Raw genomic sequence first — 21,660 nt, 5'->3', positions numbered from 1 at the left:
TTCTGGTCATATGTCCGCTGAACTCGTTCGTCCCACCTCCGACGGGCTTCCTCTACCCCAGGAGCGCTTCCTCAACCGAGAGGAGAGCTGGCTCCAGTTCAACCAGCGAGTCCTGGAGATGGCGGAGGATCCGTCCCTGCCTCTGCTGGAGCGGGTGCGGTTCCTGGCCATCTTCGCCAGCAACCTCGACGAGTTCTTCCGCGTCCGGGTGGCCGGCCTGAAACGGCGGATGGCCACCGGACTGCTGCTCCGTACGAAAAGCGGACTGAAACCGCGCGAGGAGCTGGCCAGGATCGCGGCGATCGCCAACGACCTCGCCCAGCGGCAGTCGACCTGCTTCTACGAGCGGATCTGCCCGCAGCTGGGCGCCGAGGGCATCGAGATCGTGCGGTGGGACGACCTGGGCCGCGACGAGCGCGGCGAGATGCGCAAGCTCTTCAGGGAGCGGATCAGGCCGGTGCTGACGCCGCTGGCCGTCGACCCGGCCCATCCCTTTCCCTACATCTCGGGCCTGTCCCTGAACCTGGCCGTCACCGTCCGCAACCCCACGACCGGCAACACGGTCTTCGCCAGGGTCAAGGTGCCCAGCCAGCTCCCCCGCTTCGTCACGGCGTCCGTGAACCGCTTCGTCCCGCTGGAGGACGTGATCGCCGCCCACCTCGGGCAGCTGTTCAAGGGCATGGAGGTCGTCGAGCACCACGTCTTCCGGGTGACCCGCAACGAGGACCTCGACGTCGACGAGGACGTCACCGAGAACCTCATGCAGGCGCTGGAGCGCGAGCTGCTCAAGCGCCGCTTCGGTCCCCCGGTCCGGCTGGAGGTCGAGGACACCATCACCCCCGAGGTGCTCGACCTGCTGGTGGACGAGCTGGGCGTGGCCGAGCACGAGATCTACCGGCTGCCGGGGCCGCTGGACCTGACCGGGCTGCACGCGATCGCCGACCTGGACCGGGGCGAACTGAGCTTCCGCCCGTTCGTGCCCGCGGAGGTCGTGCACGTCGAGGACGACATCTTCGCGGTGCTGCGCGAGCGGGACGTGCTGCTGCACCACCCGTACGACTCGTTCTCCACGAGCGTGCAGCGGTTCATCGAGCAGGCCGCGGCCGACCCCGCCGTACTCGCCATCAAGCAGACGCTCTACCGCACCAGCGGCGACTCGCCCATCGTGGACGCGCTGATCGACGCCGCCGAGGCGGGCAAGCAGGTCGTCGTAGTGGTGGAGATCAAGGCCAGGTTCGACGAGCACGCCAACATCACCTGGGCGCGCAAGCTGGAGCGCGCCGGATGTCATGTGGTCTACGGCGTCGTAGGGCTGAAGACCCACTGCAAGCTGGCCCTGGTCGTGCGCCAGGAGTCCTCCGGCGAGCTGCGCAGCTACTGCCACATCGGCACGGGGAACTACAACCCCAAGACCGCCAGGCTGTACGAGGACCTCGGCCTGCTCACCGCCGACCGGCTGGTCGGCGAGGACGTCACGGACCTGTTCATCCACCTGACGGGCTACTCCAACCACTCGGCCTACCGGCGGCTGCTGGTCGCCCCGCACTCCCTGCGCGGCGGGCTGCTGGCCAGGATCGAGCGGGAGATCTCCCACCAGGAGGCGGGCCGCCCGGCCAGGATCAGGATGAAGACGAACTCCCTGGTCGACGAGCCCATCATCGACGCCCTCTACCGGGCGTCGCGGGCCGGCGTGCCGGTGGACCTGTGGGTGCGGGGGGTCTGCACGCTCCGTCCCGGCATCCCCGAGATGTCGGAGAACATCAGGGTCAGGAGCGTGCTGGGCCGCTTCCTCGAACACTCCCGGATCTACGAGTTCGGCCACGGCCGGCGCCCGGAGATCTGGATCGGCAGCGGCGACATGATGCGCCGCAACATCGAGCGCCGGGTGGAGGCGCTGGTCAAGGTCTCCAGCCAGCAGCAGCGCAACTACCTCAGCGACCTGCTGGACCGGGCCATGTCCGACGACACCGCGACCTGGTGGCTCAACTCCGACGGGACGTGGACCCGCCACCCCGGCGACGACCTGCAGACCTACCTGATCGGCACCCGCCGGTGGAGAACGATCGATGACTGAGCGCGACGCCCGCGGGGACGACATGATCCACGCGGCCGGGGCCGTCGTCTGGCGCGGCTCCCCGGACGCGCCGGAGGTCGCCCTCGTCCACCGGCCCAAGTACGACGACTGGTCGTTTCCCAAGGGGAAGCTGAAACGCGGCGAGCACCCCCTCGCGGGCGCGCTGCGCGAGCTGGCCGAGGAGACGGGCATCACCGCGGAGTTCGGCCGGTCGCTGCCGTCGAGCCACTACCTGAAGGGCGGGCGGCCCAAGCGCGTCGACTACTGGCTGGCCAGGACGGTCGCCGAGGGCCCCCGTACCGACACGCGCGAGGTCGACGGCGTGGTGTGGCTGCCGGTCGACGAGGCCGCGCGGCGCCTGACCTACGAGTGGGACGCCGGGCTGCTCACCGCGCTCGGCGAGACCTCGCCGGCGACCACCCCGCTCGTCCTGGTACGGCACGGCCTGGCGGGCAACCGGCAGGACTGGGAGGGCGACGACGACGACCGGCCGCTCGACAGGCGCGGGCGCGACCAGTCCGAGGTGCTGGCGGGCGTGCTGGGCGCCTTCCGCCTCGCGGAACTGGTCAGCTCCCCCAGCAGGCGGTGCGTGCAGACCCTGGAGCCCTACGCAGGGCGGGCCGGCCTGCCGATCCGGCTCGAACCCGTCCTGTCGGAGAACGGCTACGACTCCCGGGCCACCCTGCGCCTGGCCACGGAGGCGATGGCCTCGAACCGGCCCGTGGCGCTCTGCAGCCACGGCAAGGTCCTGCCCGAGCTGATCGCCGGACTCGACGAGCGGGCGGGCGGCACCCGGCTGTCCAAGGGCGCGTTCATGGTCCTGCACCACGCGGGCGGCGACGTCGTGGCCGCGGACGTCTACGACGTCTGATCTCCACTGATCTCCACGGGGTCCGCGGCCCCCGCCCGCTCCGGGCCGGGGCCGCGAACCACCCGGTCCGCCGGACGCCTCACAAGACCTTCGCAGGGCGACGGGCATGTCAGAGGAGTTTCGCGACGGCGGTCGTGGTCTCGGCCCAGACCCGGGGGAACTCCTCCCACGCGCGCGCGGCCCCGGCCCGTTCCACGCCGGTCAGCACGCCGTAGGTGAACGTGTCCTCCCCGGCCAGGCGGGCGTTCGCGGCCTCGGCCGCCAGCCGCTCCTGCGCGACGACCCCGTCCATGTGGGTGCCCAGCACCTCCTGTACGGCCTCCGCCCGTTTGGCCAGCTGCCTCATGCCGAGCACCTCGGCGGTGTAGCGGGCCCGCTTGGCCGCCTTGCGCACGTCGTGCATGGCGACCTCGCGTTCGGACTCGTTCTCGATCGCCTGTGCGGTGTCGTAGGCCCGGGTGACCCGGCGCCAGCTCTTGGCGGCGACGGTGTCCAGGGTGTCGGCGGGCTTCTTCGCGGCCTTGGTGAGCACCGGGGTGCCGGTCAGGTCGTCGAGGGCGTCGAGCAGGGCGAAGTAGCGCTCCCCGCCGAGGGTGTCCCTGATCCGGTCGAGGGCCTCGTGCTCGTCGTCCAGCAGGTCGGAGCTGAGGCGCGCCCTGACCGGGCCCACGATCAGCGCGTCGTCCAGGCTGTCGAGCCTGCGCGCGAACCGCTCGCGGACGACCTCCAGGTCACGGGCCTCGCCGAGGACCGTGCCGAGCCACTTGAGCTCTTCCTGGAGGTTCTCGGTGCCCTCGACGACCGTCCTGAACGACTTGAGCGCGCTGCGGAGCCGCCGGGCGGCGACGCGCATCTGGTGGACGGCGTCCTCCTCGGCCTTCCTGACCCTGGGGTCCTGCGAGAGCAGCGCGCCGGCCTGGGTGGTGAGGTAGCCGACGACGACCTCGCCCGCCGACCCCGGAGCGGTCTCGGCGCGCGGGTGCTCCGAGACCGCTCCGGCGCCGCCGAGCAGGCGTGCGAGCTTGCTGGCCGAGTCGGCGGGGACGGCCCCCGCCTTGCCCAGCCGCCTGCCGACCTTTTTCAGGAGCTTCTCGTCACCCTCCAGCAGCTCCGCCTCGACCTCGCGCCAGCGCTCGACGTGGGGTTCGTCGCCGAAGACGGTGCCCTTGACCCGGTCGTCGGCGATCTCGACCAGCCCCACCCCGGCACCGTTGACCACGGTGGTGACGGCGCGGCGGGTGTCCAGCTCGGCGATGGGCGCGAGCGGGGCGCCCCGGGTGTAGGCGAGCACCAGGTCCGCCAGCTCGGCGGGTACGATCTTGGCGCTCCGGGTCAGCGGGTGGGTGATCTCCTGCCGGACGCCCTTGGCCTTGGGAAGTTTGAGGTGCCAGCCGGGATCGGTGCCACCTCTGCGCCTCCGCAGGGTGATCCCCCTCGCGGCGAGCCTCAGGTCGGGCGTGTCGAAGTAGAGGGCGACCAGCTGGTGGGTTTTCGGACCCACGACCTCCGCCGAGCCCGGCAGGCCCGTGAGATCCGGCAGCTGGTAGTCCGTCGGCACGTCGAACTTGTCCTCAATCTCTATTCCCACAGGTCATCCCCAGATTTGCCCAGATATCTACCATGTCTTCGCAGTATTTATTGATGCCCTGTTATTCGTCCGGGAACCCCAACCGCTCCCGTGACCAGGACACCACCGACCGGACGGGCACGAAGCACTCCGGCCAGAGTCTCCCGTACGGCAAGCGTGTCCTTCGGGTTTCCCCCTGTTACGCCTCGCCTGCCTGTTGCCGTAGCACCAGAAAGGCGAAACGCCCCGGCCTGCGAGGACGGGGCGCCGAAAACCGGAGCGTGCTTTTGTGGTGCGAAGATCACCTATGCGCAAATGTTGATCTTGTTGACAGCCATCGGCCTGACGATCTCAAGATCTTGGATGACGTCGGTGAGCTTCGTCTCCAAGGTGTAGGACCTGGCACCGAGACTCACCATGCCGTCGGGGGCAACCGCCTCACCGCAGCCGAAGGGCAACGTGACGACCATGAGGTTGGCCACGGAGACCGCCACGTTGACGACATCACCCCGCGGGTCGAGCTGATCCATGATCCAGCCCACGGTGTCGGACATCACCGCGCAGATGTAGACCACTTCTCCGACGGCGTTGGCCGGGGCGGAGACCAGCCCTTCCGCCTGCTCCGAGTTCGCCGCGACAGCCCGGCCGAGCACCTCATACGTGGCTTGCCGGACGTCCGCACACTCGTCCATGGCCATGCGGGTGACCAGCTCGCCGCCGGCGACGTCGTGGTGGCGCTCATGGTGCTCCCGCACCGTGAAGGGACCTGGCTTCTCGAAGTGGAACTCCAGGACTTCCTGGAGGTCGTCACGAAGTTCCGTCAAGGTCGGGCGTCCGTACAGCAGGCCTGGCGCCTGGGGCGATGTGGCGTAAAGATCGCGGTTGTTCGAGCCCGCTCTAACGATCAGATGAATGATCTCACCGCTCACCACGCACCACCTTCAACGCCTCATCCGCATCCAGCCCTACCTGCTTGACCAGTATGTCTCTCACTACCCCGGGGGTGATACTTCCTCCGTGAAAGGCGAAGGTCAGCCTTCCCCTCCCTTCACAGACAAGCTTTCGATGTGATCCTTTACATGCCACTTCCTCATATCCAAGGGCCGGCAGCACGCGAAGCAGCTCCTGCGGCTTGAGCGAGGGGAACGGGTCGGGCACTTGTTGACGCCTCTCCGGTAAACCAGCCGCGCCCACCCTAACCGTCACTCTCAGGTGATGACTTTAAACTTCCTGTAATCGGGCACGTATCGTGCCGCACGATCGCTTTCCCTGCACCGGGAACCGCCGATCCACCGGTGGTGCGGCCTTGACCGCCGAGACAGAAGCGATCGTGGCGCGCACAGCGAGCCGGTTCGTACACCTTCGACATTCCCGGTTGAGGCGGCGAGGAGAGTGCTCCGCCGAACCTCCTCCGATGCCACAACCCCCACGAAACCTCACGTCTTCACGGACGGTCACCTGTGGGCGACCACGAAGATCCTGCGGAAGGGGAAGACCGTGCCGTGCGGCCCGCGCGGGTAGGCCTCGCGGAGCAGCGGGGCGCAGTCGGCGAGGAAGGCGGTGGCCTCGGCGGGCTCCAGGCGGTCGAGCACGGGACGCAGGGCGGTGCCGGTGATCCAGGTGAGCACGGCGTCGTCGCCGGGGAGGACGTGCAGGTAGGTGGTCTCCCAGGCGTCCACCCGGCAGCCCAGGCCGGTGAGCAGCTCCAGATAGCCGGCCGGGTCGTCGACCGGGGAGGGGCGGACGAGATCGCCCAGCCGGTCGCGCCACGTCGTCCGGCACAGCTCGCGGACCAGGGCGTGGCTGGGGGCGTCGAAGTTGCCGGGGACCTGGAAGGCGAGCCGGCCGCCGGGGGCGAGGGCCTCCACCCAGCGCGGCAGCAGCTCGCGGTGCTCCGGCACCCACTGCAGGACGGCGTTGGACACGATCACGTCGACCGGGCGCCCGGGGCGCCACCGCGTGACGTCGTCGACGGAGAAGCTCAGCGAGCCGCCCGCGGGGGCCTTCTCGATCATGGCGGGCGAGGAGTCGAACCCGTGGACGCGCGCGCCCGGCCACCGTCTGGCGAGCTCGGCGGTCAGCTCGCCGGTGCCGCAGCCCGCGTCGACCACATGGGAGGGGCGCTCGGCGGCTATCCTGGAAACAAGATCGAAAAACGGCCGCGAGCGTTCGTCGGCGTAGTGGCCGTAGATCGCTGGATCCCACATATCTCTTGACATCAAGACAATTGATATCCGGCAAGATATCTCGATGTCAAGACAGATAGACTCGCGCCATGACCCTGCACCACGCGGACCACGACTCCGGGCGTCTCTCCGGCGCGAAGGACAAGAGTCTCGCGCCCGACAGCGACGAGGTCGACCTGCTGGTCGCCGCCTGGCGCCAGGAACGCCCCGACCTCGACGTGGAGCCGCTCCAGGTGCTCAGCCGGGTCTCCCGGCTGGCCCGCCACCTCGACCGCGCCCGCCGGGCCTCCTTCGCCGAGCACGGCCTGGAGACCTGGGAGTTCGACGTGCTCACCGCCCTGCGCCGGGCCGGGGAGCCGTACGAGATGAGCCCGGGGGCCCTGCTCCGCGCGACGCTGGTGACCTCGGGGACGATGACCAACCGGATCGACCGGCTGGCCGCGGCCGGGCTGGTCAGGCGTCGCCCCGACCCCGAGGACCGGCGCGGCGTCCTGGTCTCCCTGACCGACGCCGGGCGGACGCGCGTGGACGGCGCCTTCGCCGACCTGCTGCGCCGCGAGCGCGAACTCCTGTCGAGCCTCGGAAAACGCGAACAGCAGGCCCTTGCGGGCCTGCTGCGCACGCTACTCGTCCCTTTTGACGCCACCGACACCGGAGTGCGTTGACCCTTCGTACCCTCCGAGGAAGATCCAAACCTGGGCCTTCCCCTTCCGGGACGGATCCGGCCTAGTCGCCCAGACGATCGGCCAGCTCCAGCCACTCGCCCTCGATCGACTCCTTCTCCGCGAGGATCTCCTTCAGCTGCGCGTCGAGCGAGGCCAGCCGCTCGTAGTCGGCGGCGGCGTCGGCCATGGACGCGTGCAGCTTCGCCTCCCGGCCGCTCAGCTTGTCGAGCTGGCGCTCCATCCGGGAGAGCTCCTTGCGGAGGTCGCGCTCGTCCTTCGCGGACAGCCCGGGGGCCGCCTCCTTCGCACCGGTGGACGAGGTCGCCGAGGCCGTACCGGACACCTGGCCGGACGCGGCCCGCGCCGACAGGGCCGCCCCCGAGGCGCGCCGGGCGAGGTATTCGTCCACCCCGCCGGGGAGCATCGACAGCTTGCGGTCGCCGAGCAGGGCGACGGTCCTGTCGGTGACCCGCTCCAGGAAGTAGCGGTCGTGGCTGACCAGGATCAGCGTGCCCGGCCAGCCGTCGAGCAGGTCCTCCAGCTCGTTGAGCGTCTCGATGTCGAGGTCGTTGGTCGGCTCGTCGAGCAGCAGCACGTTGGGGTCGTCCATGAGAAGGCGGAGCAGCTGCAGGCGGCGCCGCTCGCCGCCGGACAGGTCCCCGACGACCTTCCACTGCGCGTCGCCCTTGAAGCCGAGGCGTTCCAGCAGCTGGGAGGCCGTCCACTCCTTCTTGCCGACCTGGATGAACTTGCGGACCTCCTCGACGGTCTCCAGCACCCGGCGCTCGGGGTCGAGCTCGCCCAGCTCCTGCGACAGGTGCGCCAGGCGGACCGTCTTGCCGCGTACGAGCCTGCCCGAGTCGGGGTGCACCGTACCGGCGAGCAGGCGGAGCAGCGAGGACTTGCCCGACCCGTTCACGCCGATCAGGCCGACCCGGTCGCCGGGGCCGAACTGCCAGGTCGAGCGGTCGAGGACCATCGGGCCCTGGCCGGGGCCCCCGGCGTGCAGGGTGACGTCCTCCAGGTCGTAGACCGTGCGGCCCAGCCGGGCGGCGGCGAACTTGACCAGCTCGACGCTCTCCCTGGCGGGCGGCTCGTCGGCGATCAGCGCCTGGGCGGCGTCGATGCGGAACTTGGGCTTGGACGTGCGCGCGGGCGGGCCACGGCGGAGCCAGGCGATCTCCTTGCGCATCAGGTTCTGGCGGCGGGCCTCGGTGGAGGCCGCGACCCGGGCGCGCTCGGCCTTGGCCAGCACGTACGCGGCGTACCCGCCCTCGTAGCGCTCGACCGCGCCGTCCACGACCTCCCACGTCCTGGTGGAGACCGCGTCCAGGAACCACCGGTCGTGGGTCACGACCACCAGCGCGGTCCTGCGGCCCGCCAGGTGCCTGGCGAGCCAGTCGATGGCCTCGATGTCGAGGTGGTTGGTGGGCTCGTCCAGGATGATCAGGTCGTGCTCGTCGATGAGCAGCTTGGCCAGGGCCGTACGGCGCCGCTCACCGCCCGACAGGCTCCCGGCGGGCGCCGTCAGGTCGATGTCGCCGAGCAGGCTGGCGAGGATCTCGCGGATGCCCGCGTCACCCGCCCACTCGTGCTCGGACCTGTCACCGAGGACGATCTCGCTCACCGAGCGCGCCGGGTCGAGGTCGTCGCCCTGGGAGAGCGAGCCCACCTGGAGCCCCCGGTTGTGGGTGACCCGTCCGGCGTTCGGCTTGAGATCGCCGGCGAGCACCGAGATGAGGGTGGTCTTGCCGCCGCCGTTGCGGCCGACCACGCCGATGCGGTCGCCCACCTCGATGCCGAGGGAGACGTCGCGGAGCAGGGGCTTGGGACCGTAGGAGTGGGAGACCGACTCAAGATTGACCAGATTCATCGCCACACAAGCGTATCCGCTCCCGACCGGCGCGCTCCCCCCGGAAAACGACCGCCGCTCCCACCGGGAACCGATCGCCGCCCATACCGGGAAACGCACCCCGCCCGCGCCGGAAAACGCACCTTGCCCGCGCCGGAAAACGCACCCCGTCCGCACCGGGAAACGCACCCCGCCCGCACCGGGAAAACGGCCCCGGGAGATCCGGCCCCGGTCGCACGGCGTCTCGGGGCCGCGTCCGGAACTACACGATCACCGGGCCGGGGACGGGGCCGTACGCGGTGATGACGTCGCGCGCCACCCCGATGTCCTTCAGAGAGGCGGCCAGCTCGCCCGCGTGGGCCTCGGACCGGGCGAGGAAGGCGCAGGTGGGCCCGGAGCCGGAGACCAGCGAGCCGAGGGCCCCGTGCTCGCGGCCGGCGTCCAGGGTGCGGGCCAGGGAGCCGCGCAGCATCACGGCGGCGGGCTGCAGGTCGTTGCGGAGCTCGCCGCCGAGGGTCTCCGCGTCCCCCTCGCGGAGCGCGGCCAGCAGCGGCTCGGCGGCCCGGGGCCAGGCGACCCGCTCGCCGGTCGCCTGGCGGAGGCGGTCGCACTCGGCGTAGACCGTGGCCGTGGACAGGCCTCCGTCGGCGAGCGCGAACACCCAGTGGAAGGTGCCCGCGATGTCCAGCGGGGTGAGCCGCTCGCCCCTGCCGGTGCCGACGGCCGTACCGCCGAGCAGCGCGAACGGGACGTCGCTGCCGAGGTCGGCGGCGATCTCCATCAGGTCCTCGAGCGGCAGGCCGAGGCCCCACAGCTCGTTGCAGGCGACCAGGGCGGCGGCGGCGTCGGCGCTGCCGCCCGCCATGCCGCCCGCCACCGGGATCGACTTGCGGATCAGCAGGTTCACGCCGTACGAGCGGCCCGCGTGCCCGGCCAGCGCGAGGGCGGCCTTGATCGCGAGGTTCTCGTGGTCCTCCGGCACCTGGTCGGCGGACTCGCCCTCCACCCGGACGCTCATCCCGGTCATCGCGGTGGCCGTGACCTCGTCGAAGATCGAGACGGCGTGGAAGACGTTGACGAGGTCGTGGTAGCCGTCGTCCCGCAGCGGCCCGACGGCGAGCTGCAGGTTGACCTTCGCGGGCACGCGGACGGTCACGGAGTTCATGCGTCCCCCATCGGGGCTCGCTCACTGGTCACGACGTCAGATGGTAACGGGATCCCTCCGCCGCGCACACAAACCGACCTGCGAATCACGCCACACCGCTCTCCGCCGCACCCCGCGTCGTACGGTGCTCGGCGATCCGCGCGAAGTCCTCGACGGTGAGCTGCTCGCCGCGCTCGGAGGGGTCGACGCCCGCGGCCCGCAGCGCCCGCTCGGCCGCGGGGGCCGTACCCGCCCAGGAGGCGAGGGCGGCGCGCAGGGTCTTGCGGCGCTGGGCGAAGGCGGCGTCCACCACGGCGAAGACCTCCTCGCGGGTGGCAACGGTCGTGGGCGGCTCCCGCCGGACCATCGCGACCAGGCCGGAGTCGACGTTGGGGACCGGCCAGAAGACCGTGCGGCCGACGGGGCCGGCCCGGCGGACGTCGGCGTACCAGGCGGCCTTGACCGAGGGGATGCCGTACACCTTGGAGCCCGGCGCCGCGGCCAGCCGGTCGGCGACCTCGGCCTGCACCATGATCAGGACCTTGCCCAGCGACGGCTGCGTCTCCAGCAGGTGCAGCACCACCGGCACGGACACGTTGTAGGGAAGGTTGGCGACCAGCGCGGTCGGCCTCTCCTCGGGCAGGTCGGCGGGCAGCACGCGCATGGCGTCGGCGAGCACCACGGTGAGGCGCCCGGCGAACTCGGGGGCGTGCTCGGCGACGGTCAGCGGGAGCTGGGCGGCGAGGACGGGGTCGATCTCCACGGCGATCACGCCGCGGACCTCGGGAAGCAGCGCGAGCGTGAGCGACCCCAGCCCGGGGCCGACCTCGATCACGACGTCGTCGGGCTCAAGCCCGGCCACCCGCACGATCTTGCGGACCGTGCCCCCGTCGATCACGAAGTTCTGGCCGAGCTTCTTTGTGGGACGAATGTTGAGCTTATTCGCCAAAATACGTATTTCTGCTGGACCAAGAAGGTTCATGCTGGTTCTCCGCACGGCGGTTCGAACCCGGCATCCACCGGTCCGCCGTGGTCTTCGACTCGTTTGTCTCGATCACCCAAGGTTGCTCTCCCATGCCATCCGACCAGTTTCCCGCACCGAAGACGATGCAAAGACGCTCGATGAAGCGCGAGGGGTTCCGTTGTGGATAACGTTGCCGTACGGGGGCCCAACGGTGAGAAAGGGAATCTTCCCGGTGAAGAGGACGTGAACCAGCCCGGTGTCGAGGGGCTGCGACCCGCCGACCCCGAGCAGATCGGGAGTTACCGCCTGCTCGGACGTCTCGGCGAGGGCGGGATGGGAACCGTCTACCTGGCGCTGGCGCCGACGGGACGGCCGGTCGCGCTCAAGGTGGTGAAGGCGGAGTTCGCGGTCGAGGAGGGCTTCGCGGCGAGGTTCCACACGGAGGTCGAGAACGCCCGGCGGGTGGCCTCGTTCTGTACCGCCCAGGTGCTGGACAACGGCAACGACGACAACGGCCTGCCGTACATGGTCACCGAGTACATCGCGGGCACGCCGCTGTCCCGTCAGATCACCGAGCACGGCGCCCTGGAGCAGGGCACCCTGCACGGCGTGGCCCTGGGGGTGGCGGCGGCGCTGGCCGCGATCCACGTCGCGGGGCTGGTGCACCGGGATCTCAAGCCAGCCAACGTGATCCTGTCCATGTCGGGGCCCCGCGTGATCGACTTCGGCATCGCCAGGGCCCTCGACTCCACGCACAACTTCACCCGCTCGGGCGAGGTGCTCGGCAGCCCCGGCTGGTGGGCCCCCGAGCAGGTGCGCGGCCTGGAGATCACCCCGGCCGCCGACATCTTCGCCTGGGGCTGCATGGTCGCGTACGCGGGCAACGGCCGCCACCCCTACGGGCGGGGCGACATGATGACCATGGCCACCCGGCTGCTCACCACCCCGCCCGACCTGGGCGCGCTTCCCGCCCCGCTGAACGACCTGGTCCGCCGCGCGACCGAGATGGACCCCTACCAGCGGCCCAGCGCCCAGGACCTGCTGATCGCCCTGGTCGGCGGCGGGATCGCGGCACCGGCCGCCCCGGCTCCCGTCCGGGCCGACCCGCCCACGCTGATCGCCACCGACCTGCTGAACGAGTCGTGGGAGCCGCCCGCCAACGTGGAGCCCGACTCCACCCAGACCCTCAGCGCGCTGAACCTGGAGACGGGGTTCAGCGACCCGGCCACGGCGCCGACGCCCATCCCCGGACCGCTTCCCGGCACGCTCCCCGGATCGGGTTCCGGCACGCTTCCGGGCTCGTCCTCCGGCGCGGTTCCCGTCCGGGGCCCGGCGGGCTCGTCCTCCGGGGCGGCCTTCGCGTCCGCGCTTCCGGAGACCCCGTCACCCTCGGGGTCCTCGGCGTCCTCGGCGTCCTCGGCGTCCTTGGGGTCCTCGGCGTCCTCGGCGCCTTCGGTGCACGATCCGTCCACCACACCGGCGCCGGAGTCGTCTGGGCCGTCCGGGCCGCCGGGGTCATCGGGCTCCCTGACGGCCCCGGAGCGGACCCCGCCGCCGAACCCGCTCCCGTACCCCATGCGGGCCGAGCCCGCGACCTCACCGTCGCGCCCGTTCACGACCCCCTTCAACGCCCCGCCGTCCGGCCGGGCGGCGGACGTCGCACCGGGCCGGGAACCGGCTCAGGGACAAGGCCGGACACAGGACCGGACGTGGGTCCAGGCGCAGGGCCAGGTGCCGGGTCAGGTACCCGGTCAGGCGCAGGGCCAGGCGCAGGGCCAGGTGCCCACCCTGCCGCCCTTGCCGCCCCCGTCCGGCTTCAAGGTCCCGCCGGGACCTGACGCGCCGGACACCGGGGGCTCGGGGCCCCGGCGGCGCTGGCTGTTCGCCGGGCTGGCCGTGCTCGTGGCACTCGCCGTCACGGTCGTCGTCCTGGTGAACTTCTCCGGGGGGAACGCGAACAACCAGGGACAGGCCCGGCCGGGCGCCACCGACGTCGCCGGAGACCGCGGCGACCTCGCCGGTACCGGCGCCACCGACGTGGGCCGCAAGATCACGACAGGTTCCTTCATCGAGGACCCGCAGCTGATCATTCCGCGTACCCCGGCCTGCGGGCTCACCTCCTACCAGAACGCCAACCCGGCGAAGGGCCGGTTCTGCACGATCCCGCTGACGATGATCAATGCCGGCGGGGAGCAGGTCCAGCTCGGCGACAGCACCGCGATCACCCTGATCGACGATCGCGGCGTGACGCACTCCCCCGAGAGGGTGTCGACGTTCCTGCCCCCCGCCCTGCCCCCCGGGACGAAGGCGGAGGCCGTCCTGGTCTTCGACCTGCCCCTGCCCCGCAAACCCGCCAAGCTGACCGGTGTCATGATCCAGGGAGGCAGGAACATCGAGGTGAGGTTGTCTTGAGGCTGCTGCTCTCGCTCGCGGCGACGGCCGCGATCGCACTCTCCTCCACCGGGGCCGCCGAGGCGCTCACCGCGCCCGCCGCACCCGCCGCGCCCGCCGGCTCCCTCGCGGCCGCCTCCGCCGCCCCGCCCACCGACTGCACCCGGGCGGGCGCGAGCGACTTCGACGGCGACGGCCTGGAGGACTCCGCGGTCGGCGATCCCTTCGCCAACCCCGGCGGGCTGACCGGCGCCGGAGCCGTCCACGTGCTGTTCGGCCGGGGAGACAGCGGCAAGGCCGTGACCGTCCCCGAGACGAGGGCGGGGGACGCCTTCGGGTGGTCGGTGCGGCTGACCAAGGTCGACGGCGACGGCTGCGCGGACCTGCTCGTCGGCGCCCCGTACGCGGACGTGGCGGGCCGTGAGGACGCGGGCGCCGTCTACGTGGTCTACGGCGGCCCACAGGGCAGGACGGTCCGCCTGGTCTCCCCCGACCCCGAGGCCGAGGCCCACTTCGGCTGGTCCCTGGCCTCCGGCGGGACGCTGGTGGCGGCCGGAGCCCCGCACGAGAACGCCGGGGGTACGGCCGACTCCGGTGCGGTCTACCTGTTCGGCGGCGAGACGCTCGGCACGGGCCGGCGGATCTCCCAGGAGACCGAGGGCGTCTCGGGCAACGGCGAGGTCGGCGACATGTTCGGCTGGTCCCTGGCGATCGGCAGGCTCGGCGGCGCCCTGGACGAGCCGGATCTCGCGGTCGGGGTGCCGTACGAGAACGACGACGGGGCCGGGCGCCAGGTCGGCTCGGGCAAGCTCGACTCGGGGTCGATCGCGGTGATCTACGACGTGCGCGAGCCCAAGGAGGAGTACGGGAGCAGGAAGTGGGACCTTCGTGAGGTGGCCAGGTCCGAGGAGGGCGACCGGTTCGGCTACGCGATGGCCTACGCCGAGCAGGGGGACGTCGGCTACCTCGCGGTGAGCGCCCCGCTCGGCGACGGCGGGGAGGTCAAGGACTCCGGCCTCGTCCAGCTGTTCCAGTCCGCCGACGCCCAGGAGATCGACCCGATCGCCACCCTCCACCAGGGTGGGGAGGGGGCCAAGGGCGAGGGCTACGGATTCTCGCTGGCCTTCACCGGCGAGGGCTCGGGAGAGATCAGGCTCGCCGTGGGCGTGCCCTTCGACGGCACCGGCGGGCAGGGCGGCGTGCGACTGATCACGATGGGCCGGCCGGACGCGGGCACGCTGGTCACCCAGAGCGACGCGGGCGACCACTTCGGCTGGTCGGTCGGGTTCAGCGGCAACCGGCTGGTCGTCGGGGCGCCCGACAGAAAAGGCGCCGGAGCGGTCGTCCTGCTGGGCCGCAACGACACCGAGGGCACCCCGCTCTCACCGGGCACCGGGAAGATCCCCGCCCTCGAAGGAGCCGCCTCCGCCGACTTCGGCGCCGCCGTGGGCTGAGCGCCGGGAAGGGTCACCAGCCGGGAAGGGTCACCAGGAGCCGAAGACGGTCTCCCCGTTGGCGCTGACGGCGCCGGCGAGCTCGGCGAGGTCGGTCTCCTTGACCTCGGCGAGGCAGCGCAGCGTGAGCGGTATGAGGTAGGGGGCGTTGGGCTTGCCCCGGTGGGGGGTCGGCGGCAGGTAGGGCGCGTCGGTCTCGACGAGGATCAGCTCCCTCGGCGCGACCCGCGCGGCCTCCCGGAGGTAGGCGGCGTTCTTGTAGGTGACCGGGCCGGAGAACGACATGAAATATCCGGCGGTGACGCACCGCTTCGCCATCTCGGCGTCACCGGAGAAGCTGTGGAACACCACGACCTCGGGGGCGCCCTCCTCGGCCAGCACGCGCAGCACGTCGTCGTGGGCCTCGCGGTCGTGGATCACCAGGGCCTTGCCGGTCCGCTTGGCGATCTCGATGTGCGCGCGGAAGCTGGCGTGCTGGTCGTCCTTCGACGCCCAGTCGCGGTAGTAGTCGAGCCCGGTCTCCCCCACCGCCCTGACGTGCGGCAGGCGGGCCAGCCGCTCGATCTCGGCGAGGGTCTCCGGCGTCGAGGCGTGCGCCTCGTTGGGGTGGATGGCCACCCCGGCGTAGACGTCCGCGTGCAGGGCGGCCGTCTCGGCGTTCCAACGCGAGGACGGCAGGTCGTAGCCGATCGTGACGAGCCGCGTCACGCCGACGGCGCGGGCCTCGTCGAGGATGCCCTCGACGCTCGTCCGGGCCGCCTGCGCGGCCTGGGCGACCGGATCCCCCGAGGACGCCTGGCGGTTGCCCACCATGATGTCCAGGTGGCAGTGGCTGTCGAACACCTCTGCGGGCAGGGGCTTGGGTGCGTCGGGAAGCTTCAGCGTGCTCACGGCGTCCAACCTACCGAGAAGCCGGTACGGCCCGCGCCCGGCCGTCCCGAGAAGCCGGTGCGGCCCGCATCCGCCTGCCGAGAAGCCCCACAGTGCCGGACCCGCCTGCCGAGAAGCGGTACGGCCCGCGCCCGGTGCCGGGTGCGGGCCGTTGGAGCCGCTCCTACTCGCCCAGGCGGGCCAGCTCCTCCTCGACGATCTTCGGGTCGAGCTTCACGAACAGCGGGGTCGGCGGGGCGAGCGGGAAGCCCACCCGGATCGGGGACGACTCCCAGCGCGCGGCGCCGTCGTAGGAGCCGGTGATGATCGGGTAGGTCCGGCCGTCGTCGTCGGTGACCTCCTGGATCTCCGGCATGCCCGTCCAGACGCCGGTGCCGCCGAGCATGGCGTAGATCTTGTTGGAGGAGTTGGGCAGGACCGGGGTGAGCAGCGTCTTGGCGTCGTCCACGACCTGCAGGGCGACGTGCAGGATGGTCTTCACCCGCGCGGGGTCATCCTTGATCTTCCAGGGCTCCTGCTCGGCGAGGTACCGGTTGGCCTCGCGGATGACCTCGAACGCCTCGTTCGTCGCGTTCTTGAACCGGCAGTGCTCGAACTCGGCGGCGACCTTGGGGAAGGCCGCGCGGCTGCGCTCCAGCATGGCGCGGTCGGCGTCGGTGAGCTCGCCCGCCTCGGGGATGACCCCGAAGTTCTTGGCGGCCATCGAGATCGAGCGGTTCACCAGGTTGCCCCAGGCCGCCACCAGCTCGCCGTTGTTGCGGTTGAGGAACTCCGACCAGGTGAAGTCGGTGTCCTGGTTCTCCGGGCCCGCCACGGCGATGTAGTAGCGCAGTGCGTCGGCGTCGTAGCGCTCCAGGAAGTCGCGCACGTAGATGACCACCGAGCGGGAGGAGGAGAACTTGCGTCCCTCCATCGTCAGGAACTCGCTGGAGACGACCTCGGAGGGCAGGTTCAGCGCGCCGAGCGAGCCCGGCTCGCCGTCACGGGCGCCCTGGCCGTTGTAGCCGAGCAGCATCGCCGGCCAGATCTCCGCGTGGAAGACGATGTTGTCCTTGCCCATGAAGTAGTAGCCGAGGGCCTCGGGGTCCTGCCACCACTGACGCCAGGCCTCGGGGTCGCCGGAGCGGCGGGCCCACTCGATGGAGGCGCTGAGATAGCCGACGACCGCGTCGAACCAGACGTACAGCCGCTTGTTGGCCTGGTCGTCCCAGCCCTCCAGCGGGATCGGCACGCCCCAGTCGAGGTCGCGGCTGATCGCGCGGGGGTGCATGTCGCCCAGCATGTTGAGGGCGAACTTCAGCACGTTGGGCCGCCAGTCGCCCTCCTTGGAGGACAGCCACGACGCCAGGACCTCGGCGAACGCGGGCAGGTCGAGCATGAAGTGCTCGGTCTCCACGAAGACCGGGGTCTCGCCGTTGACCTTGCTCACCGGGTCGATCAGCTGGATCGGGTCGAGCTGGTTGCCGCAGTTGTCGCACTGGTCGCCGCGGGCGCTCTCGTAGCCGCAGATCGGGCAGGTGCCCTCGATGTAGCGGTCGGGCAGGGTGCGCCCGGTGGAGGGCGAGATGGCGCCCATCGTGGTCTGGGGGAAGATGTAGCCGTTGGCGTGGAGTCCCTTGAAGATCTCCTGCGTCACCGCGTAGTGGTTTTCCGTGGTGGTCCGGGTGAACAGGTCGTAGGAGAGCCCCAGCGCCTGGAGGTCCTCGACGATCACCCTGTTGTAGCGGTCGGCGAGCTCGCGGGCGGTGAGGCCCTCCTTGTCGGCCTGGACCTGGATCGGGGTGCCGTGCTCGTCGGTCCCGCTGACCATGAGGACCTTGTTGCCCGCCATCCGCTGGTAGCGGCTGAAGACGTCGGACGGCACGCCGAATCCGGAGACGTGCCCGATGTGGCGGGGGCCGTTGGCATATGGCCAGGCGACCGCGGTCAGGATGTGCTGGGACATGGTGCAAGCCTAAGGGACGCGGCCTCGGGCCTTGGTGCGGTCACGCTTCTCCGCGGCCCTCGACTTTTCCGGAGCCCGCCCCGGGGCCGCCGCGACACTCAAGACGACCGCGAAACGACCACCGCGAAGCCCGCCGCGACACTCAAGACGACCGCGAAACGACCACCGCGAAGCCCGCCGCGACACTCAAGGCGATCATGAAACGGCGAGCGCGAAAAGACGACCGCGAAACGACGGCCGCGAGGCCGCCGCGACGCTCACGGCAGCCGCGGGGCCGCCGGCGTGGCACCGTCGGCGGGGGTGACCGCCGGGTCTCCCGCGGTGGCGCGGCTGACGGCCTCGGCGGCCTCCTCCGCGGCGGAGGCGGCCACGTCGATGGGCGTCTCCTTGGTACGGCGGATGCCGAGGATGCTGATGAACAGCGCCGCGAAGATCGTCTGGAAGCTGACGATCAGCGCGGTGGCCGAGGGCACGACGAGACGCAGCGACTCCGAGGGGATCAGCGGGCCGAAGCTGCGCGTCTGCCAGTGGACCAGCGAGGCGACCAGGCCGCCCAGGCCGCCCAGGGCGAGCAGGCCGCCGACGATCAGGCCCTTCTCCAGGCTCACGATGTCGACGAGCTTGCGCACCCTCCTGTCTTCCGGCAGGAAGCCCTCCTCGGCGGCGTACACCTTGGTGAACAGGGCGAACAGCGACGCCTGGAAGCCGATCACCACCATGGCCGAGGCGCCGACCAGGGTGTCGACGTCGAAGGCGAGCTTGCCGATGTAGACCGGGCCGAAGGTGAGGGCGGCGCCCGCGACCAGGCCGAGGGTCATCAGGACCAGGCCGGGGATGAAGAACAGCCAGCGCGGGCTGTAGAGCATCAGGAAGCGCAGGTGGCGCCAGCCGTCGCGCCAGGAGCGCAGGTGCGGCGGGCGGGAGCGGCCGTCGGGCGACAGCGTGGTGGGCACCTCGCGCACGTCCAGCCCGGACAGGGTCGAGCGGACCACCATCTCGCTGGCGAACTCCATGCCGCCGGTCTGCAGGCCGAGCCGCAGGATGGAGTCGCGCCGGAAGCCGCGCAGGCCGCAGTGGAAGTCGCCGATCGCGCTGGGGAAGAACAGGCGGCCGATGAAGGAGAGCACCGGGTTGCCCAGGTAGCGGTGGAGCGGGGGCATGGCGCCCGGCGCGATGCCGCCCTTGAACCGGTTGCCCATCACCAGGTCGGCACCGTCGCGGAGCTGCTCGACGAACGGCAGCAGCGCCGTGAAGTCGTAGGAGTCGTCCGCGTCGCCCATGATGACGTAGCGGCCGCGCGCCGCGCGGATGCCGCCCATCAGGGCGTTGCCGTACCCCTTGGCGTCGACGTGCACGACCCGGGCTCCGGCCTCACGTGCGAGTTGCTGCGAGCCGTCCGTGCTGCCGTTGTCGGCGATCAGGACTTCCCCGTCGATCCCGTGCTCCCGCATGCAGGCGAGCGCCTTGCGTACGCAGGTCTCCACGGTCTCCGCCTCGTTCAAGCAAGGCATGACCACGGTCAGTTCCACGTCTCAACCCTTCACTCACTGCACAAGCCAATCTCACCATGATGCCCTCTACAGTCCCCTGCCCGGGTCAACTCCCCGAAACGGCTGGCATCCTGTAATGCATGGTGACCGTCGCCGACCGCCCTTACCTGGACGCGCCTCCGCCCGACCGGGTCACTCGCCTGCGGGCGTTCCTCCACCGGCACCGCCTGTTCGTGGCCGCCCTCGCGCTGGCCTTCCTGCTGCGTGTGATCACCATGCTCGGGTACGGCCCGGCCCTGTGGTTCAACGACTCCTACGAGTACGTCTCGGGGGCGGTGAACCCCGACCGGCCCAGTGCCCTGCGGCCGAACGGTTATTCCTTTCTGCTCCTGCTGCTGAGGCCGCTGCACAGCTTCGGCCTGGTGGCCTTCGTCCAGCACCTGATGGGCCTGGGCATCGCGGCGCTGATCTACTCCCTGCTGCGCGTCAGGTTCCGGCTGCCCGGCTGGGGGGCGACCCTGGCCGCGCTGCCGGTGCTGTTCGACGCGTACCAGATCCAGCTCGAACACCTGGTCATGTCCGACGCGATGTTCATGCTGCTGGTCGTGGGCGTGATCACGCTGGTGCTCTGGCACCGGCGGATGTCCTGGCGGCTCGGCGCGGTGATCGGGCTGCTGCTCGCCCTCACCGCCCTCACGCGGTCGATCGGCCTGCCGATCCTCGTGCTGGTCGTGGTCTACCTGCTGGTCAAGCGCACGGACTGGAGGACGATCGCGGCGATGATCACCGCGTGCGCCCTCCCGGTGGTCGGCTACATGGCCTGGTTCGCCTCGGCGCACGGCAACTTCGCGATGACCAACAGCGACGGCGCGATCCTCTACATGCGGACGTCGCTCTTCGCCGACTGCACGAAGATGAAGGTCGATCCGCGCGAGGAGCTGGAGCTGGCGCTGCTGTGCATCAGCGCGCCGCCGAGCGAGCGCCACTTCTCCGGGCAGAAGTATCTCTGGTGGGCGCAGAACGGCCAGCGCTTCCACGCCTTCGGGGTGGGCAGCACGTTCACCCCGGAGATGAACAAGACCGCGAGCGCGTTCGCCCAGCGGGCCATCCTGTCCCAGCCGCTCGACTACCTCGGCTTCGTGGCCGGCGACTTCTTCCGCGCCTTCCACTGGGGCCGGCCGCGCTTCCCCGACGCCCAGACCTACCTGCAGTACGAGTTCCCGCCGACGACCAAGGTCCTGCCCGCCTGGTCGTCGTACCGGGGCAGCACCGACACCGACGCGCACAAGTACGACCCCGGCCTGCGGACCGCGCCGATCCAGGGCAAGGTCCGCGTGATCGGCACCGACGTCAACGACCCGTGGGCCGCTTTCCTGCAGGGCTACCAGCGGATCGTCCGGCTGCCGGGCATCGTGCTCGGCGTGCTGCTGCTGATCGGGCTGGCCGGGGTGGCGGCGCGCTGGCGCAAGCTGGGCGGGCCGGTGCTGCTGCCGTGGCTGGCCGCGTTCGGGCTCATCCTGGCCCCGGCGGCGACGGCCGAGTTCGACTACCGCTACCTGCTGCCCGCGGTGCCGCTGGCGTGCATGGCGGCGGCGATCTCGCTGCGCCACGGGTTCTCCAGACCCGCCACCGCCGTGCCCGGCGCCGTCACCCCAGGCGCCGTCACCCCAGGCGCCGTCACCCCCGGCACCCCCGGCACCCCGGAAATCGGCACCCCTGAAGCCGACACCCCTGAAGCCGACACCCCTGAAGCCGACACCCCTGAAGCGGGCACCGTCACGCCCAGCTCCGGAACAGCATCCGCGCCCACCACTCGGAGTGCGGGATGAGCTCGGCGACCAGCACCGGATAGAGCCACCCGAGGTTGATCAGCGCGAGGAGCGTGAAGGCACCGACGACCGCGGCCCCCACCGCCCTGCGGTTGGGCGCGGCGTCCGCCCGTCCGATGATCAGTCCGGCGGCCAGGGTCAGCGCGAGGATCATGAAGGGAAGCATCGTGATCGCGTAGAAGAGGTACATGGTCCGGTTGTCGGCGAGGGCGTAGTAGAACCAGGGGAGCCAGCCCGCGGCGTAGCCGATGAGCACGGTCCCGGCGCGCCAGTCGCGGGTGGCGACGTACCAGGCGACCATGGCGATGAGGGCGGCCAGGCCCCCGTACCAGATGAC

At 71.0% G+C, this 21,660-nt stretch carries 16 protein-coding genes and 1 pseudogene; 6 read left to right on the top strand and 11 right to left on the bottom strand.

Annotated elements, in window-relative coordinates; genetic code table 11:
- Nucleotides 1-10: 10 nt before the first annotated feature.
- Nucleotides 11-2,074 (top strand): RNA degradosome polyphosphate kinase, encoded by a 2,064-nt coding sequence (locus tag AC5L38_RS18570; protein ID WP_495244056.1) that lies wholly within the window; start codon nt 11-13, stop codon nt 2,072-2,074.
- The gene (locus AC5L38_RS18565) at nt 2,067-2,945 is read left to right on the top strand and encodes an NUDIX domain-containing protein (RefSeq protein WP_495244055.1); all 879 of its coding nucleotides are present in this window, start codon (nt 2,067-2,069) and stop codon (nt 2,943-2,945) included. Before AC5L38_RS18570 ends, AC5L38_RS18565 begins: the two co-directional genes overlap by 8 nt.
- Nucleotides 2,946-3,054: 109 nt before the next feature.
- Here the strand turns inward: AC5L38_RS18565 and AC5L38_RS18560 are convergent, their stop codons facing one another.
- From AC5L38_RS18560 to AC5L38_RS18545, 4 genes are all read right to left on the bottom strand, one after another.
- Nucleotides 3,055-4,533 carry a CYTH and CHAD domain-containing protein gene (locus tag AC5L38_RS18560; RefSeq protein ID WP_495244054.1) on the bottom strand — a complete coding sequence of 493 codons (1,479 nt, stop codon included), beginning with the start codon at nt 4,531-4,533 and terminating at the stop codon, nt 3,055-3,057.
- Nucleotides 4,534-4,817: 284 nt separating this feature from the next.
- The gene (locus AC5L38_RS18555) at nt 4,818-5,441 is read right to left on the bottom strand and encodes a hypothetical protein (RefSeq protein WP_495244053.1); all 624 of its coding nucleotides are present in this window, start codon (nt 5,439-5,441) and stop codon (nt 4,818-4,820) included.
- On the bottom strand, nt 5,431-5,670 hold the full coding sequence (locus AC5L38_RS18550; protein WP_495244052.1) for a type II toxin-antitoxin system HicA family toxin: 240 nt from the start codon (nt 5,668-5,670) through the stop codon (nt 5,431-5,433). The genes AC5L38_RS18555 and AC5L38_RS18550 overlap by 11 nt, the downstream gene beginning before the upstream one ends.
- Before the next feature lie 296 nt (nt 5,671-5,966).
- On the bottom strand, nt 5,967-6,731 hold the full coding sequence (locus tag AC5L38_RS18545) for a trans-aconitate 2-methyltransferase (protein ID WP_495244051.1): 765 nt from the start codon (nt 6,729-6,731) through the stop codon (nt 5,967-5,969).
- 56 nt (nt 6,732-6,787) lie between these two features.
- On the opposite strand from AC5L38_RS18545, the gene AC5L38_RS18540 reads away from it, so the two are divergent.
- Nucleotides 6,788-7,363: a MarR family winged helix-turn-helix transcriptional regulator gene (locus AC5L38_RS18540; RefSeq protein ID WP_495244050.1), complete on the top strand. Its 576-nt coding sequence runs from the start codon at nt 6,788-6,790 to the stop codon at nt 7,361-7,363.
- A gap of 61 nt (nt 7,364-7,424) precedes the next feature.
- Here AC5L38_RS18540 and AC5L38_RS18535 read toward each other — a convergent pair whose 3' ends face one another.
- The 3 genes from AC5L38_RS18535 to rsmA all read right to left on the bottom strand — a co-directional run bounded on the left by AC5L38_RS18535 (nt 7,425) and on the right by rsmA (nt 11,341).
- A complete protein-coding gene (locus AC5L38_RS18535; RefSeq protein WP_495244049.1) occupies nt 7,425-9,236 on the bottom strand; it encodes an ABC-F family ATP-binding cassette domain-containing protein in 1,812 nt (603 codons plus the stop codon).
- Between the two features lie 241 nt (nt 9,237-9,477).
- A complete protein-coding gene (locus tag AC5L38_RS18530; protein ID WP_495244048.1) occupies nt 9,478-10,380 on the bottom strand; it encodes a 4-(cytidine 5'-diphospho)-2-C-methyl-D-erythritol kinase in 903 nt (300 codons plus the stop codon).
- A gap of 85 nt (nt 10,381-10,465) precedes the next feature.
- Entirely contained in the window at nt 10,466-11,341 is an 876-nt protein-coding gene (gene rsmA, locus AC5L38_RS18525; protein ID WP_495244047.1) for a 16S rRNA (adenine(1518)-N(6)/adenine(1519)-N(6))-dimethyltransferase RsmA, read from the bottom strand.
- 225 nt (nt 11,342-11,566) lie between these two features.
- Between rsmA and AC5L38_RS18520 the strand changes: the two genes are divergently transcribed.
- Nucleotides 11,567-13,735, top strand: a complete 2,169-nt coding sequence (locus tag AC5L38_RS18520; protein ID WP_495244046.1) for a serine/threonine-protein kinase — start codon at nt 11,567-11,569, stop codon at nt 13,733-13,735.
- The gene (locus AC5L38_RS18515) at nt 13,732-15,168 is read left to right on the top strand and encodes a hypothetical protein (RefSeq protein ID WP_495244045.1); all 1,437 of its coding nucleotides are present in this window, start codon (nt 13,732-13,734) and stop codon (nt 15,166-15,168) included. Before AC5L38_RS18520 ends, AC5L38_RS18515 begins: the two co-directional genes overlap by 4 nt.
- 30 nt (nt 15,169-15,198) lie before the next feature.
- On the opposite strand, the gene AC5L38_RS18510 is transcribed toward AC5L38_RS18515, so the two are convergent.
- The 3 genes from AC5L38_RS18510 to AC5L38_RS18500 all read right to left on the bottom strand — a co-directional run bounded on the left by AC5L38_RS18510 (nt 15,199) and on the right by AC5L38_RS18500 (nt 19,533).
- A complete protein-coding gene (locus AC5L38_RS18510) occupies nt 15,199-16,059 on the bottom strand; it encodes a TatD family hydrolase (protein WP_495244044.1) in 861 nt (286 codons plus the stop codon).
- A 163-nt stretch (nt 16,060-16,222) separates the two neighbouring features.
- Nucleotides 16,223-18,004: a methionine--tRNA ligase gene (gene metG, locus AC5L38_RS18505; protein WP_495244043.1), complete on the bottom strand. Its 1,782-nt coding sequence runs from the start codon at nt 18,002-18,004 to the stop codon at nt 16,223-16,225.
- Nucleotides 18,005-18,261: 257 nt separating this feature from the next.
- Nucleotides 18,262-19,533 carry a glycosyltransferase gene (locus AC5L38_RS18500; protein ID WP_495244042.1) on the bottom strand — a complete coding sequence of 424 codons (1,272 nt, stop codon included), beginning with the start codon at nt 19,531-19,533 and terminating at the stop codon, nt 18,262-18,264.
- Between the two features lie 101 nt (nt 19,534-19,634).
- Here AC5L38_RS18500 and AC5L38_RS18495 point away from each other — a divergent pair, with 101 nt between their 5' ends.
- Nucleotides 19,635-21,323, top strand: coding sequence for a hypothetical protein (locus tag AC5L38_RS18495; RefSeq protein ID WP_495244041.1), 1,689 nt, complete (start codon nt 19,635-19,637; stop codon nt 21,321-21,323).
- On the opposite strand, the pseudogene AC5L38_RS18490 reads toward AC5L38_RS18495, so the two are convergent.
- Nucleotides 21,271-21,660: pseudogene (locus tag AC5L38_RS18490) on the bottom strand (phospholipid carrier-dependent glycosyltransferase); the annotation flags it as partial. The gene AC5L38_RS18495 and the pseudogene AC5L38_RS18490 sit on opposite strands and share 53 nt — an antisense overlap.

The sequence above is a fragment of the Streptosporangium nanhuense genome (assembly GCF_059358815.1).
The sequence above is the reverse complement of the archived record's forward strand: the minus strand, read 5'-3'. Positions and strand labels throughout refer to the sequence as shown.

What these genes read in the sequence shown, in the direction of transcription:
- metG (WP_495244043.1), bottom strand. Translation starts at nt 18,004, where the DNA reads ATGTCCCAGCACATCCTGACCGCGGTCGCCTGGCCATATGCCAACGGC.
- rsmA (WP_495244047.1), bottom strand. Translation starts at nt 11,341, where the DNA reads ATGAACCTTCTTGGTCCAGCAGAAATACGTATTTTGGCGAATAAGCTC.
- AC5L38_RS18495 (WP_495244041.1), top strand. Translation starts at nt 19,635, where the DNA reads ATGGTGACCGTCGCCGACCGCCCTTACCTGGACGCGCCTCCGCCCGAC.
- AC5L38_RS18530 (WP_495244048.1), bottom strand. Translation starts at nt 10,380, where the DNA reads ATGAACTCCGTGACCGTCCGCGTGCCCGCGAAGGTCAACCTGCAGCTC.
- AC5L38_RS18535 (WP_495244049.1), bottom strand. Translation starts at nt 9,236, where the DNA reads ATGAATCTGGTCAATCTTGAGTCGGTCTCCCACTCCTACGGTCCCAAG.
- AC5L38_RS18545 (WP_495244051.1), bottom strand. Translation starts at nt 6,731, where the DNA reads ATGTCAAGAGATATGTGGGATCCAGCGATCTACGGCCACTACGCCGAC.
- AC5L38_RS18565 (WP_495244055.1), top strand. Translation starts at nt 2,067, where the DNA reads ATGACTGAGCGCGACGCCCGCGGGGACGACATGATCCACGCGGCCGGG.
- AC5L38_RS18570 (WP_495244056.1), top strand. Translation starts at nt 11, where the DNA reads ATGTCCGCTGAACTCGTTCGTCCCACCTCCGACGGGCTTCCTCTACCC.
- AC5L38_RS18540 (WP_495244050.1), top strand. Translation starts at nt 6,788, where the DNA reads ATGACCCTGCACCACGCGGACCACGACTCCGGGCGTCTCTCCGGCGCG.